The organism is Ancrocorticia populi (assembly GCF_003123745.1).
Taxonomy (GTDB): Bacteria; Actinomycetota; Actinomycetes; order Actinomycetales; family Actinomycetaceae; genus Ancrocorticia; species Ancrocorticia populi.
Map to the genome: position 1 here is coordinate 893,012 of NZ_QETB01000001.1, position 15,844 is coordinate 908,855.

General features: G+C 62.4%; 8 protein-coding genes. 5 read left to right on the forward strand and 3 right to left on the reverse strand.

Annotated elements, in window-relative coordinates; genetic code table 11:
* Positions 1-11 precede the first annotated feature (11 nt).
* Complete coding sequence (locus DD236_RS04170) at positions 12-8,951, forward strand: type I polyketide synthase (protein WP_109093077.1); 8,940 nt, start codon at positions 12-14, stop codon at positions 8,949-8,951.
* 251 nt (positions 8,952-9,202) lie between these two features.
* Here the strand turns inward: DD236_RS04170 and DD236_RS04175 are convergent, their stop codons facing one another.
* Positions 9,203-9,769: a winged helix-turn-helix domain-containing protein gene (locus DD236_RS04175; RefSeq protein WP_109093078.1), complete on the reverse strand. Its 567-nt coding sequence runs from the start codon at positions 9,767-9,769 to the stop codon at positions 9,203-9,205.
* Between the two features lie 145 nt (positions 9,770-9,914).
* Here DD236_RS04175 and DD236_RS04180 point away from each other — a divergent pair, with 145 nt between their 5' ends.
* Positions 9,915-11,360 carry an MFS transporter gene (locus DD236_RS04180; protein ID WP_109093079.1) on the forward strand — a complete coding sequence of 482 codons (1,446 nt, stop codon included), beginning with the start codon at positions 9,915-9,917 and terminating at the stop codon, positions 11,358-11,360.
* A gap of 68 nt (positions 11,361-11,428) precedes the next feature.
* Here DD236_RS04180 and DD236_RS04185 read toward each other — a convergent pair whose 3' ends face one another.
* Together DD236_RS04185 and DD236_RS04190 are read right to left on the reverse strand one after the other, a co-directional pair.
* Complete coding sequence (locus DD236_RS04185; protein ID WP_109093080.1) at positions 11,429-11,785, reverse strand: pyridoxamine 5'-phosphate oxidase; 357 nt, start codon at positions 11,783-11,785, stop codon at positions 11,429-11,431.
* Positions 11,782-12,579: a DUF364 domain-containing protein gene (locus tag DD236_RS04190; protein WP_109093081.1), complete on the reverse strand. Its 798-nt coding sequence runs from the start codon at positions 12,577-12,579 to the stop codon at positions 11,782-11,784. Before DD236_RS04190 ends, DD236_RS04185 begins: the two co-directional genes overlap by 4 nt.
* Positions 12,580-12,762: 183 nt before the next feature.
* On the opposite strand from DD236_RS04190, the gene glyA reads away from it, so the two are divergent.
* From glyA to DD236_RS04205, 3 genes are all read left to right on the forward strand, one after another.
* Entirely contained in the window at positions 12,763-14,052 is a 1,290-nt protein-coding gene (gene glyA / locus DD236_RS04195; protein ID WP_109093082.1) for a serine hydroxymethyltransferase, read from the forward strand.
* On the forward strand, positions 14,053-14,937 hold the full coding sequence (locus DD236_RS04200) for a bifunctional methylenetetrahydrofolate dehydrogenase/methenyltetrahydrofolate cyclohydrolase (RefSeq protein ID WP_109093083.1): 885 nt from the start codon (positions 14,053-14,055) through the stop codon (positions 14,935-14,937).
* Between the two features lie 102 nt (positions 14,938-15,039).
* Positions 15,040-15,831, forward strand: coding sequence for an exodeoxyribonuclease III (locus DD236_RS04205; protein ID WP_109093084.1), 792 nt, complete (start codon positions 15,040-15,042; stop codon positions 15,829-15,831).
* The last annotated feature ends 13 nt before the right edge of the window (positions 15,832-15,844 follow it).

The following is a 15,844-nucleotide window of genomic DNA, read 5'->3' on the forward strand; positions in this document are numbered from 1 at the left end:
AAAGACGAGAAATGATTACGCACGAAATTAACTCTGGGACTCCCTGGATCGTACAATTTGCGGGCCAGTCTTCACCTTGGCGCCGCGAGCTCGGCGAATTGACCGGTGCAGCCGGAGAAATCCGCCAGCAGCTGGTACAGATTGATGGTCAGGCTGAGGAGCTTCTTGCCCCCGTCCTGCCCGAACTGACTGTTATCAGCGCGGGCCGCCTCGGATTGACAGATAACCCGGCCACCGCAGAGGGCCCCGCCAGCGAAGCCTCCGCAACTGGTGCAACCACCGCGACGGGCGCTTTTGCCTCCGTTCCCGGTATTCTCTTGGCCCAGTATGGGGCTTGGCTGGACGTTTCGCGAGTAGTGACGGCAACCCCGCACGCCGTGATCGGTCACTCCCAAGGAGTGCTCGCCGCGGCCATGATCGAGTCCGATCAGCCAGCCTCGGTGCTGGCCCTTGCCCGCCTCATCGGTGCGGCCGCTACCAAGGCCACCCGAGCCTCCGGCGCCGAGCGCGGTGAAAACTCCGCCATGCTCTCCGTACGTGGCGTCCCGCGCGATATTTTGGCAGAGCTCGCTCAGTCAGTAGACGCGGACCTCGCGATCGTCAACTCTTACAACTCGCTCGTGGTTTCGGGCCGGCCCGCTGATTTGGCGCGCCTGACAGGCAAACTGGATTCGGTTGCCGAAGAGTCCGCCGCAATCCGCGCCGCCAAGAAGACCGGGGGCGCCCCGATCACTCCCGTTGCTGAGTTCCTTGACGTGGACGCCCCGTTCCATTCCCACCTGCTGGAGCCCGCTGTGGCTATGGTGGACGATTGGGCAGAGCGCTGCGGCATCTCTGTGGAGAATGCCGATAAGCTGGCACGCGCCGTCCTGACCGATTCGCTCGATTGGGCAGGCGAAGTTGCCGAAACAGTAGAGGACTTCGGCCGCGGCTACGTGGTGGATCTTGGTCCGGGTAACCTCCAGCGTCTGACCACCGAAAACCTTGCTGGCACCGGCATCACCTACGTGGACGCAGGAATCGCCGCAGCACGTGACGAGTTCATCTCCGGCGGGCCGCGCATGGTGCGCGCCGAAGACTGGTCGGTTTACGCTCCCGAGCTCGCCACAGTGGCGGGCCACCGGGTGCTTCAAACTGCGTTCTCCCGCCTCACGGGCCGTTCGCCCATCATCCTGGGTGGCATGACCCCCACAACCGTGGACCCGGAGATCGTGGCCGCCGCGGCCAACGCCGGGCACTGGGTGGAGCTTGCCGGTGGCGGTCAGGTAACCGAAGAGGTCCTGTCCATGCACCTCGTTGACCTACGAAAGATGCTGGAGCCGGGACGCACTGCCCAGTTCAACGCGATGTTCTTGGATCGCTACCTGTGGGATCTGCAGTTCGGTGCCCGCCGCCTGGTTTCGCGCGAGCGCGCTGCTGGAGCCCCTCTTGACGGCGTGACCATCTCCGCCGGTATCCCGGACCTCGAGGAGGCTGTTGAGCTCATTGAGCGCCTGCGCGGCGAAGGCTTCCCTTATCTGGGCTTCAAGCCGGGCACGGTGGATCAAATCCGCCAGGTCCTCGCGATCGCCCGTGTAACTGAGGGGATGCCCCTCATTATTCAGGTGGAGGACGGCCACGCCGGAGGCCACCACTCGTGGGTGGATCTCAACGATATGCTTCTGGCCACCTACCGCGAGATCCGCGAGGCTGGCGTGATCCTCACCGTCGGTGGCGGCATGGGCGTTCCCGAGCGCGCGGCCGCTTACCTGACGGGTGAATGGTCTCGTCAGTGGGGCCGCCCGCCCATGCCCGTGGATGCCGTGTTCATCGGGACCGTTGGCATGACGGCTTTGGAGGCCAAGACCAACCGCGACGTCAAGGAGCTTCTTGTTGCCACGCCGGGCGTTGCTGCCGAGGACAAGGGCGGCTGGATCGCCAGCGGTGCCGTTCGCGGTGGAGTCACTTCCGGTTTGTCCCAGCTTCGCGCCGATATTTACCAGGTGGAGAACTCCTCCTCGGCCGCCGGACGTTTGTTGGTTGAGGTTGATGGCGATGAAGAAGCTATCGCCGCCCGCCGGGATGAAATCATCGAGGCGATCAACAAAACCAGTAAGCCCTACTTTGGCGATCTCGAGGCCATGACGTACGCGCAGGTTGTGCGCCGCTACACCGAGTTGTCCTATCCGTGGACCGACGACGGTCTGGTCACCCGCCTCTTTGAGATGCTCCAGAGGTTTGAGGCTCGCCTCAGCCCGGCCGATCACGGGGAGATCGCGACGATCTTCGCCGATCAGGAGGCCGTGCGTGATCCTCACGCAGCCATCGATGCTCTTGTTGCTTCCTACCCGAACGCAGAGACCACTCTCGTGACCGCGGTGGATGCAGCTTGGTTCCTCTCGCTGTGCCTGAAGTTCCCGAAGCCCGTTCCGTTTGTCTCGAACATTGGTAAGGATGTACTGCAGCGCTGGGGTAGCGATTCACTATGGCAGTCCCATGATTCGCGCTACAGCGCCGATGAGGTCAGCATTATTCCCGGCCCCACTTCGGTTGCAGGCATTACGTCTGTGGACGAGCCGATTGCGGACATTCTGGCGCGCTACGAGGATTACACCGTCGGGCTGCTCGACGGACCGGCGCCCGAGCTGTTCTCGAGGCAGGCGGCCGAACGCGACGAGTACCTGCGGACCGTTCCCTACGTCATGTGGCACGGACAGCTGGCCGAGAACCCGGCCGCTCTCGTGGAAGAAGTGGAAATCCGCGAGTTGGAGGCCGGCCTTGAGCTGCGCGTTCCGCTCGATACCTTCTGGGACGGAACCAATGCCGTCCAGCACGCGGTGCGCGAGTTGATTATCCCGATCACCCTGCCCGAATCCGTACACAACGGTGGGCTTCCGGTGGTGGACGATGCCCGCTTGGCAGATGACATGCGCAAGATGCTTGCAGTCACCGCCGGTGTAGGCACCACGACGATCGGTGGAACTCCCATCGAATCCCTCCCCGAGTTCGTGGATGGGGAAGCACACTTTACCTTCGCCGTTTCTCCCGAGATCGGGTCCCTGCACGCAGGTGTAACGGCACCGGGTTCTACCAAAGTGGCGCCCTCCTCGATCCTCGGATCGTGCTGGCCAACCATCTACGCCGCTATCGGCTCTGGCTGGGCGAACGATTACCCCGTCATTGAGGGCCTGCTCTCGGCAGTCCACCTTGATCACTCGGAGAACCTTCACGAGTCCATCGAAGAGATTCTGCGCGAGGGCGAACTGACCTCGCACTCGCACTGCGCGAGCATCGAGGAGTCTTCGGCCGGCCGCGTGGTGACTATCAAGACCCGTGTGACCAGTGCCGATTCGGTGGTTATCGAATTCGTGGACCGTTTCGCTATGCGTGGCCGCGTCACCACCACCGATTTGCCGGCCGATCCGGCCGCCCGTGGTGGGCACGTGGGAGAGGTTGTTGATACGCCTCGCTCTACCCTCAATAAGATCACGGTGACCGCACCGGAGAACATGACGGCATTCGCCATTGTCTCGGGAGATTTCAACCCGATCCATACCTCCACTCGCGCCGCGAAGATGTCCGGTATGGACGCAGCCCTTGTACACGGCATGTGGCTGTGCGCCGCCGCCCAGCACGCGGTTCCGGATCTGGAGCTTACGGGCTGGACCTACCGTATGTTCGGCATGGTCAACCTGTCCGATGACGTGGAGATCACGGTGGAGCGTGTTGGACGCATCCGCGGTGGCGGGCTGGCACTCGAGGTCACCTGCCGCATCGAGGGCGAGGTTGTGGCGCAGGCCAGTGCCTCTGCCGCTGCGTCCTCAACCGCGTACGTGTACCCCGGTCAGGGCATTCAGGCGGCTGGCATGGCGCTGGACGAGCGGGCCGATTCGCCCGCCGCCCGCGATGTGTGGGAGCGCGCGGACAGCCACACCCGTGAGAACCTTGGTTTCTCCATCCTCGCGGTGGTACGGGATAACCCGAAGTCTGTTACGGCAAAGGGTGTCACGTACTTCCATCCAGAGGGCATTTTGAACCTCACCCAGTTCACTCAGGTAGCACTTGCTACCGTTGCGATCGCTCAGACTGAGCGCTTGCGGGAACAGGGCGCGCTGGTTGATGGTGCTGCGTTTGCTGGCCATTCGCTCGGCGAATACACGGCGCTCTCTGCCTACGGCCAGATCTTCACACTGGAGAACGTGCTGGAGATCGTGTTCCAGCGCGGTTCCACTATGCACCATCTGGTTCCCCGCGATAGCGAGGGCCGCTCCAACTACCAGCTCGGAGCCTTGCGCCCGAACCAGTTTGGAGTGGACGATTCCGGCGTGCTCGATTACATCGCCGAGGTCTCCAAGACGTCTGGCGAGTTCCTTGAGGTTGTGAACCTCAACCTTGCGGGTCAGCAGTACGCTGTTGCTGGAACCATCGCCGGGCTCAAGGCGCTCGGGGCCGATTCGGCTCGCCGCGCCGCAGCCTACGGCGGCAAGCGTCCGTTCATGCTCATCCCTGGTATCGATGTTCCTTTCCACTCTTCGGTTCTACGCGATGGCGTGCCGGACTTCCGCCAGCTCCTTAAGGGCCTGCTGCCCGAAGATGTCCGGCTGGACACCCTCGTGGGTCACTACGTCCCGAACCTCGTGGCGCGCCCGTTCGAGCTCACAACCGATTTTATGGATGCGATCCTCGAGGTTGTGCCCTCGGATTCAGTTGCACACCTGCGTGATCACTTCGATGAGGTTATGGCCAACCCTGGTGTGGTAGCCCGCGAGCTCCTCGTGGAGTTGCTCGCTTGGCAGTTCGCTTCACCGGTCCGCTGGATCGAGACACAGAAGGCGATCCTCGATGCCGGTATCCAAGAGATTGTGGAGATCGGCTTGGCGGCATCGCCAACCCTCGCGAACCTCGCGACGAAGACTCTGGCTCTCCCGGAGAACGCCGGCGCCGACGTGACGGTGTTCAACGTCCAGCGCGATGCCAAGCGCGTCCTGCACGAAGATGTTGCCAAGGTGGCCGCGCCTGAAGTGGCAGCTCCTGAGACTGCTGCCCCTGAGGCGGCACCGGCACCGGTTGAAGAGTCCGCTCCTGCGGAATCGATGACATCCCCGGCACGCCCACCGGCACAGTCCGCTGTTCCGGCCGGCAATTCGGGGCCCGTTGCCGATCTTCCGTTCCGTGCTGGCGACGCCCTTCGGATGCTGCTTGCTCAACAGACGAAGGTTCGCGTGGATCAGATCGTGGACGGCGATACGGTGGAGACACTGACCAACGGCGTGTCCTCCAAGCGGAACCAAATCCTCATGGACATGACGGCCGAGTTCGAGCTGTCCGCACTGGACGGTGCGGCTGAGGCAACGCTCTCCACGCTGGTTCCCACGATCAACTCGCAGGCTCACGGCTACACGCCGTTCGGTCCAGTGCTGTCCGAGGTGTTCAATGAACGCCTTCGCGCCATCACGGGTGCGGCTGGCGCTAAGCCCGCCCGCATCAACGATCGAGTCTCCACGGTGTGGCAGCTCGGTGAGGGTTGGGGAGCCTACGTACGCGCCACCGTCGTGTTGGGAACCCGCGAGGGCAAGTCTCTGCGCGGCGGTGAGCTCGCAACGCTCGCCACCCCGAAGAACGGCGCCGAACTCGATTCGGTTATCGATGCGGCCGTTGCAGAGGTAGCTGCGGCCTTCGGTGTGTCCGTCTCCATCCCGAGCGCCGGAGGCGCCGGCGGGGCAGTGGTTGATTCGGCCGCGCTTGACGCGTTCTCCGAGGAGATCACGGACGTATTAGCCGATACGGCCTACGAGCTCCTTGCCAAGCTGGGCAAGAAGCCAGAAGCCGCCGAATCAGAGGACAATTCTGCTGAGCTCGCACTTCGCGAGGCCATGACAGCCGAACTCGGTAATGGCTGGGAGAAGTTCGTGACACCCGGCTTCGATGCTCGCCGCACGGTTCGCCTGTGCGATCGCTGGGCAACTGCCCGCGAGGACGTTGCGCGCATCGCCGCCGGTTACCCGGTAGAGGCAAACTTCCGCGGTGTGGGTGAAGAGGTGGCGCGTCAGGCCGAATGGCAGAACGCGCGCCAGAACAACCCGCGCTTTGCGGAGATCGCTGCCGCGGCTCGTGATACCACCCCGGGCGAATTTGAGGGCCAGGTTGCCGTCATCACCGGAGTGACCCCGAATTCGATCGCTGGTGCCGCGGCCGGGCAGTTCCTTGCGGGCGGAGCAACCGTCATCATGACGGCCTCCCACATCAACACGGCGCGGCTCTCCTTCGCAAAGGAGCTGTACCGCACCAACGCCACCGGATCGGCCGAGCTGTGGCTGGTTCCCGCCAACCTCGCGAGCTTCCGCGATATCGATTCGCTCATCGAGTGGATCGGAAACGAGCAGCGCGAAACCGTTGGAGCAACGTCCAAGCTGATCAAGCCTGCGCTGACCCCCGATATCCTCCTGCCGTTCGCCGCACCCGGCGTGCGCGGATCGCTCGTGGATTCTGGCTACGAAACCGAGAATCAGGCCCGCGTGCTCCTATGGGGCGTTGAGCGCTTGCTCGGCGGACTTTCCGCCGTGGGCGGCGAAACGAACGTTGATCACCGCCTCCACACCATCCTCCCGGGCTCCCCGAATCGTGGAACCTTCGGTGGGGACGGCGCATACGGCGAGGTCAAGGCCGCATTCGATGCGATCTGCAACAAGTGGAGCTCCGAGCCGTGGGGGGCCAACACCTCCATTGCGCACGCGAAGATCGGCTGGGTCCGGGGCACGGGCCTCATGGGCCACAACGATCCTCTCGTCTCAGCCGTCGAGGCCGCTGGCGTTCACACCTGGTCCACCGCGGAAATGGGAGAGCAGCTTGCTCGCCTCGCGTCCGCGCAAACCCGTGCCGAAGCTGCGAACGGCCCCGTAGAAGCCGATCTCACAGGCGGCTTGGACAAGGTGGATTTGAAGGCGCTGGAGGCCTCGCTTCCGTCGTCGTCGGTAGAAAATGAATCCGAGCCCGCCATCAAGGCACTGCCCACCCCAGAAACTGTTTCTCAGGTTGGTGCGGATAGTGCCGACTGGAGTGGCGTGACCGCCCGGCCTGAGGATCTCGTAGTCATGGTGGGCGTGGGCGAGGTTGGCCCGTGGGGCTCCTCGCGTACCCGCCTACAGGCCGAACTGGGCATCACGGATGACGGCGATGTGGAGCTAACCGCCGCCGGCGTCCTTGAGCTTGCCTGGATGATGGGCCTGCTGCAGTGGCACGAGACCCCGCAGCCCGGTTGGTATGACCAGGACGAGAAGTTCGTGGACGAGGCCGAGATCTGGGAGCGTTTCCGCGATCAGGTTGTGGCACGTTCGGGTGTTCGCGCCTTCGTGGACGACGGCGTGCTTGCCGATCTTGGCACTGTTGACGTGGCTCCGGTTCGGCTCGAGTCCGATGTGACCTTCGCGGTTGCGGACGAGGCTGCCGCCAAGGCGCACGTTGAGGCCGATCCTGAAGGAACCTCCGCCGCGTTTGTGGACGAGGAGTGGCAGGTGACCCGCAAAGCGGGATCGCTCACCTACGTGCCGCGGCGCACCACTCTTTCGCGTACCGTTGGCGGCCAGTTCCCCACCGATTTCGATCCGTCGCACTGGGGCATCCCGGCGTCCATGACCGAATCGATGGACCGCATGGCCATTTGGAACCTGCTCACTGCGGTGGACGCGTTCGTGGCCTCCGGCTTCACGCCGGGCGAGCTTCTGGCGAACCTGCATCCGGCCGAGGTGGCCTCCACGCAGGGCACCGGTTTTGGTGGCATGACCTCCATGCACCGCCTGTACGTGGACCGCTTCAAGGGCGACGATTACCCGCAGGACATCCTGCAGGAGACCCTGCCCAACGTGGTGGCGGCACACACGATGCAGAGCTACATCGGCGGCTATGGTTCCATGATTCACCCGGTAGGGGCCTGCGCCACCGCCGCGGTGTCCGTGGAAGAGGGCGTTGATAAGATCACCGCTGGCAAGGCGACCTTCGTGGTGGCCGGCGCCATCGACGATCTCCAGATCGAATCCCTCATCGGATTTGGGGACATGAACGCCACCGCTAATTCGCAGGCGATGCGCGACAAGGGGATCTCCGAGCGTTTCTTCTCGCGGGCCGGCGACATTCGCCGTGGAGGCTTCGTGGAGAGCCAGGGCGGCGGAACTATCCTGCTGGCGCGCGGCGATCTGGCTCAAGAGCTGGGGCTGCCCGTGCTTGGCGTAGTTGGATTCGTGCAGTCCTTCGCGGACGGCATCCACACCTCGATTCCGGCTCCCGGGCTTGGGGCGTTGGCCGCTGGACGCGGCGGGAAGAACTCGCGGTTGGCGCGCAACCTTCAGGCGATGGGTGTCGAGGCGGACGATATCAAGGTGCTGTCCAAACACGATACGTCCACCAACGCGAACGATCCGAACGAGGCCGAGCTGCACATGCGGCTGGCAAACGCCCTCGGGCGCTCCGAGGGTAACCCGCTGTATGTCATCTCCCAGAAGACCCTGACCGGGCACTCGAAGGGTGGCGCGGCTCTGTTCCAGATGTCCGGGCTCACCCAAGTGTTTGCCAACTCCACGGTTCCCGGCAACAAGTCGCTTGACTGCCTGGATCCCGAGTTCGCCAGCGATTCCTTCCTCGTGTGGCCGCGCAAGCCAATCGAGGTGGGCACCGTCAAGGCGGCGTTGTTGACCTCGCTCGGCTTCGGGCACGTCTCCGCCATCGTGGCGCTGGTTCACCCAGGTGCTTTCGAACAAGCCGTAGCGAATGCCTCCGGGCAGGAAGCGGCCGGTGAGTGGCGCTCACGGGCCAGTGAACGGTTGGCCAGCGGTCACCGCCAGTTGGCCAAGGGAATGATCGGGCACGCGCCTCTATTCGAAGAGGCCGGTGGGCGCCGGTTCGATGGCGACGCCCACGAGCAAGAGGCCGCCATGCTTCTTGATCTGGATTCTCGTCTAGGAGAGAGCGGCGTGTACTAAGTAGCGATCGCGCTAGGCAGTGCGTATGTGCTGCCTAGCGGGTGCGTTGCGGCCCGGGTCGGGTGAGACTTATTGTCTTGTCTGGCCCGGGCCACATTCATGTTTTGGAGGAGCGCTCCCGCGTTCGCAGGCTTGACGCAAAATTCGGGAAGGACGACGACGAAGCCGCGCCTCCGCATTCAGTTACGCAGGCTTGACGCAAACTGGCTGTTGCTTCTGCAGGTTTGACGCAAAATTCGGGAGGGCGAACGTTAGATTTGATCGTCCGCGGCCACGATATCGATCTGCCAGAGCCGGCTATCGGGATCAGACTTATCGGCAGTCTCGCGTGCCTGATCGACTCGGTCACTAAAGTCTTTCAAGATCTCCTCGAACTGTGCGGGCGTCAGGCGAACAGACATGCGCGTGAAGGTTCCGTGAACCTCGGCGTCACGGCCCGCGACATATTCGGGGGCCCACGCAACTAGGCGGCTGAGCACCTGCTGATGATCCTCGGCGAGGCTTTGTAGAACAGACAGGCCCAGAGCTTCGTCGGCAACGGGGGCCGTTGGGCTGCCAATGGACTGCGATCCACGCGTGGCTGCCCACACCCTATCCCTACGATCTCGAGCGTATTCGGGAGCCTCGTGAATGAGGCCGGCGTCGGCCAAAACGCGAAGGTGAAAGCTGAGCTTATTGGCGGGAATCTCTAAATCTTTGGAGAGGTCAGCGGCTCGTGCGTACTCATACCGGTTCAGGGCCGTGAGGATTTCGCGGCGCAGTGGATTAGCCATTGCTTTCAGCATCGCCGTTGTCATCGTGGAATCTTCGAGAGCCATACCCGCATGCTACCAACTAAACAATAAACATTGCGCAATAATAGTTGCGCAAAATAAGTTGCGGAAGTATTGTGAAGTCATCGCATTCAGCCAGTGCTCGTGGAAACCGTCCTGAGCCGGCGGGCGTGAGTGATTGGAGTGACTGATGTCTGAGACAACTGAAACCGCACAACGCGGCGAACCCACGGGGACTCAAGTTTCGGACGCCACGCCAGAGCTTCCTTCACCGAAGGAGCGCTTGTGGGCTAACAAGCGCTATGTGACATGGCTGGTCTCGGACACAAGCAAGGGCCTTGCTGGCACGCTCCTCAACTTTGCAATTCCGCTACTGACGCTCATGGTGACGAACGATCCGGCACAGGCGGGAATTATTGGTGGAGTGGGGCTGGCGGTCCAGATTGTGTGCACGCTCTCGGGCGGCGTTCTGGCAGACCGGCACTCGCGAATCCGTCTTATGGTGTTAGGTGGGTTGAGCGGCGCGATTATCTCTGCTGGATTCGCTGCGATCGCGTGGTTGGGGAACCTGACCTTTACGACGCTGCTAGTGATCGAGGTTCTCCTCGCCATCCGCGGCGGCATATTCAATTCAGCGGGGGAGGCCAAGCTTAAGAGCATCGTTCCGGCTGAAGCCCTCGGAAGGGCGCAGGCCGCGAATCAGGGGCGCGACGCGGCACTTATGATCGCGGGCAACCCGATTGGCGGCTTTCTGCTAGCAATCGGCGGGTGGATGGTTGGTGTTGCCATGTGTGTTGCCCACCTTATTGCCGCGTCCACCGCATGGGTACTCGGCCGAATGGGCGATTTGGTGGCCAGCTCAAAGCTCCAGCACAATACTGAATCGCCTACGGCAAAGAGCAGTGAGCATATTGTAGGCTGCACGGCGCAGGATCCAGACGATGCTTCGGCTAGTTCTAATGCTCATGCTAGCGACTCGCTTCCCACGCCTGCCAAGACGGGCGCATTTGGCGAAATGAAAGAGGCCTTTGCGTGGCTCTTTTCCCGTCCTGACCTCCGCAACGCCATGCTCATCGCCACGATTATTAACCTGGGGCAAAATGCCGCTATCACTACGGCTATCTATGTGCTACAGCAGTCTGGGCATACGCCTGTGCAGATCGGTACGGTGTCCTCGACGATGGGTATCGTCATGCTCATTGGAGCGTTGATTGCGCCTTTCCTCGTCCAGCGGGTTGGAGCTGGCATCCTCGTTGCTGGTGGCCTGGTACTGCTCACTGTGGGAGTCGGTGGCTTGACTGTCGCCCACTCCATCGCGGGCATCGCGGTGCTATTGGCGGCCTCGACCGTGCTTACCCCAGCCCTGAACTCCGGGTTGCTTGGCTACTTCATGGTGGCCGTCCCGACCGAAATGCTTGGGCGGGCAACCAGTGCCATCGGGGTCCTCGCCATGGGCGCGATGCCTATCGCCCCCTTAGTTGCGGGATTCGGGCTAGCTTGGATAGGCCGCACGGGCACGATCCTCCTGTGTGCGGCTCTCTGCGCGACGTCCGCAGCGATTGCGCTCTTCAGCCCCAGTGTGCGTAAGATCCCGAAGGAATCTGGGTGGACAGAACATGCGGAGCGTTACGAGTAGGCGAAGTCCCGCCGCTGTCCCTTTATGAAGTACCGGAAGTTCGGCAGGATCTTGGGGTGGAGCGAGTCTCACGGTTCGATTGGTGGTTTTGGCCCGTCCGCGTGAGCCGCAGGTCTGTGCAGCATCCCGGATTTTGGAACGACGACGATTTTCCCTTCCTCAGTGAGGCTGGCGTGGCCATCCACGATGAGGGTCCAGCCGTGGCGCTCGCGAGGCTGCCAGACCAAGGTGGCGTGGGAGTTTGCTGCGAGGTTCGCGGTGGTTGACTTAGACGGATTCGCGATGGTGATGGTGCCTTCCGGTGCGATGTCAGGGTCCACGGTGAGGACCTTCGCAAATCCGCTGGCGGGCAGGGTGATTAGGGTTGCCGAGCCGTAACCCGCGGCAACACGGGCGAGGTCTTGGGGTGGGACGGGGATGCTCATAGCTGCGGGCTTTCGGGGAGAACGGCGGTGAAGCGGTGGGTTGCACTGCGCATCTTGGGCATGTGTTGGTCCGATGCGATAAGCTCGCGGGCCGCCTCTGCATCAGATATATAGGCGGTGGCCAGCTCGGTGACGCCGCGGTTGGCGAAGACTTCCGGCGCGAATGGGACGGAGGCGCCCGTCAGGATGATGCGCGCCCCAGCAGCCAGCTCGAGGAGCCGAGGTAACGTCTTGTTAGCAACGGTCATGCCAGTGATGAACACGGCGTCAGATCCGGGAAGGGCATATTCGCAGGCGGAATCGGGTAGATCGCCGGGGTGTGGGTCGCGTTCAAGAATGGTTAGTTCGGCCGCGTCCAGTGCGGTGATTCCACGGGAGAAGTGTCCAATCATCGCCACCTTCTTGCCCGCCAGCTCGGGAGCCCGGGTGGTGAAGACGTCCGTGTCGAATGTATCGATCCGCAGGCCTGAGGATTCGAGGCGTTCGGCAGAATTGAGCCAGGAGTTGAGGGCAGCGACGCCCACACTTGCTTTGGAAAAGTCCCACGATTTGACGAGTGCTGCGGCGTCGCGCAGTGGCCACCCTCTGATCTGGTCCCAAGGTTCTGACGGGGCATTCAAGTAATCGTCGCGCTGCCCGCCACGGTCATGCGAGGCGATCCCAGCGCCACCGGCGCTGTTGCACACGAGGGCAACGTGACCCAATGACGTTGAAGTTACCGTAGTGTCGCGGGGGATGAGATCGATGAGCTCGTCATAGAGCTGCCACTTGTTGCTCGGGACTCTGCCGTTCACGTGTTCTCCTCGTCGAAATCTCGACGGACGCTAGTCGGGAATGTTGGTGGGCTCCCATCTCGCAACTCGATTCAACGGGCGTGGGACCTAGGCACTAGGCTAGCCTAGAAAGGCCGCTACAAGCGGCGTGGCCTACTTGAGCCATGAATTTCAGCGAAAAGTTTCGCCCTTGCAGGAGGATGCATGTCCGAGCTGAACGAGCATATTGCCAGCCTTGACCCCGACGTTGCGGCAGTTCTTGACGGAGAGCTGGAACGCCAACGCGATTACCTTGAGATGATCGCCTCGGAGAATTTCGTGCCCCGCGCGGTCTTGGAGGCGCAAGGTTCGGTTCTCACCAATAAGTACGCCGAGGGTTACCCGGGCCGCCGCTACTACGGCGGCTGCGAGGAAGTGGACAAGGTGGAGGCTTTGGCCATCGAGCGCGCGAAGTCCCTCTTTGATGCAGATTACGCCAATGTCCAGCCCCATTCCGGCGCGCAGGCCAACGCAGCCGTGTACCACGCCCTCGTCAAGCCGGGCGATACCGTGATGGGTCTTGAGTTGGCCCATGGTGGCCACCTCACCCACGGCATGAAGATCAACTTTTCGGGTAAGAACTACAACATGGTGGCTTACGGGCTGGACCCGGAGACCTACCGAATCAACATGGACCTCGTCCGTGAAAAGGCCCTAGAAACCCGCCCCAAGATGATCATCGCCGGCTGGTCCGCCTACCCGCGTCACCTTGACTTCCAAGCATTCCGCGACATCGCGGACGAGGTGGGTGCCTACCTCTGGACGGACATGGCACACTTCGCCGGGCTGGCCGCAGCGGGCCTGCACCCCAACCCGGTCCCTTATGCGGACGTCGTGTCTACCACGATCCACAAGACTCTTGGAGGCCCCCGTTCGGGCATGCTGCTTTCTCGGGACGCGGCAACCTTCGGGCGCAAGCTCAACTCGGCCGTGTTCCCCGGCCAGCAGGGTGGCCCGCTCATGCACGTGGTGGCGGCGAAGGCAGTGGCCCTCAAGCTGGCCGCAGGTGAAGGTTTCAAGGATCGTCAGCGCCGCACGGTCGAGGGTGCGAACATCCTCGCCGAGCGCTTGACGAATCAGGACGTCCGCGATGCGGGCGTCTCACTCGTGACGGGTGGAACCGACGTTCATCTAGTCCTCGTGGATCTTCGTGATTCGCCGATGGACGGACAGCAGGCCGAGGATCTCCTGCATGATGTGGGAATCACCGTGAACCGCAACGCTGTTCCGTGGGATCCGCGCCCAGCCGCAGTCACCTCCGGCCTGCGCATCGGCACTCCGGCACTGGCCACCCGAGGCTTCGGCGCGGCCGAATTCACCGAGGTAGCCGATGTGATTGCTACGGCGCTGGTGGACGGCAAGAACGCGAACGTGGATGCGCTCGCCGCCCGAATCCACAAACTCACTGAGAAGTTCCCACTCTACGAGGGGCTGAATCAGACGGGAGCGGCCTAAATGGCACAGATTCTTGATGGGAAGGCAACGGCTGGCGCGATTAGGACGGAGCTGACCGAACGTGTTTCTGCGCTCGCGGCGCGCGGGGTTACCCCCGGGCTTGGCACGATCCTTGTGGGGGAGGATCCCGGATCTGTCTCCTACGTTGCTGGAAAGCACAGGGACTGTGCGCAGGTGGGCATCGCCTCCATCCGCGTGGACCTGCCGGAAACGGCTAGCGAAGCGGACGTTCGCGCTGCCATCGAGCAGCTCAACGCAGATTCAGCTTGCACAGGTTACATCGTCCAGCTTCCGCTGCCTAAGGGAATGCCAACGAACGATCTGCTAGAACTGATCGATCCGGCCAAGGATGCGGACGGCCTGCATCCTACGAACCTCGGCCGGCTGGTCCTGCGCGTGAACGAGGAGATCACCTCCCCGCTTCCGTGCACTCCGGCCGGGATTATCGAGCTGATCGATCGCCACGGGCTGGACCTGCACGGCAAGGACATCTGCGTGCTTGGCCGAGGGGTCACCGTGGGCCGTTCGATTGGGCTGCTCCTGACCCGCCGCGCGATCAATGCAACCGTGACCCTCTGCCACACCGGCACGAAGGACGTAGCGGAGAAGGTCCGGACGGCGGACGTGGTGATTGCCGCGACCGGTCAGACTCATATGGTTAAGGCCCATTGGGTTAAGCCGGGCGCCATTGTCCTAGACGTGGGCGTGTCCCGTGTATATGACGAGGCCGCTGGCAAGTACCGCATCGCCGGAGATATTGATCCGGCCGTGGGCGAAGTGGCCTCGTGGGTTTCCCCCAACCCGGGAGGAGTGGGGCCGATGACTCGCGCGATGCTGCTCGCCAACGTGGTTAAGGCCGCCGAACAGGCCGCAACGCCTAGCTAACAGCGCGAGGCAGGCAACTAGCAGTGCTCTTCACCTGGCTAGCCGAGCAAGCATTGCATCCAACGAAGCGCAACCCCAGCGCAACAAGCAAGGAGAGATGGTTTGAGAATCGCCACCTGCAACGTCAACGGTATCCGGGCTGCGGCCCGCAAGGGTATGGGGGAATGGATCGCCGCCACCTCACCGGATGTACTTCTCCTACAGGAGGTCCGCGCCCCTGAGGATATCGCCGAATCACTGATTGGCTCGGACTATCAGGTCTTTACTCGCGCGTGCGATATCAAGGGCCGTGCGGGAGTGACCGTGGCGGTACGCCACGGCATCGACGTGGGCGAGGTCCGCGATGGCGTTGCTGTTCATACCGTAGATGAGCCACCCGTGGATACGGGCAGGTGGCTGGAGGTGGACCTGCCGGAGCTGACAGTGGTATCCGCCTACCTCCACTCTGGCGACGCCAAGAACGAGGAAAAGATGGCGGCCAAGTATGCCCATCTTGAGCTAGTTTCGAAACGTCTTGAAGAGTTCGCTTCCTCGAACGTCCTGGTAGCTGGCGATTTCAACATCGTCCATACCCCGCTAGACATCACCAACTGGAAGTCCAATCACAACCGCACCTCGGGTGTGCTGGATTCCGAGATCGCCTACGTGGATCGGTGGCTATCACTGGGGTACGTTGACGTTCAGCGCTCCCTGACGGGTGAGGAACAGGGCCCCTACACGTGGTGGTCCCAGCGTGGGAAGGCCTTCGATAACAACGTGGGATGGAGAATCGATTATCAAATGGCTAGCGAAGCCGTTGCTTCTAAGGCCCGAAGCTTCAAGATCGATCGCGCTGCCGCATACGATGCGCGATGGTCCGATCACGCCCCGCTCATAGTAGATTACGAAGACTAGGGCGTCCGTACGC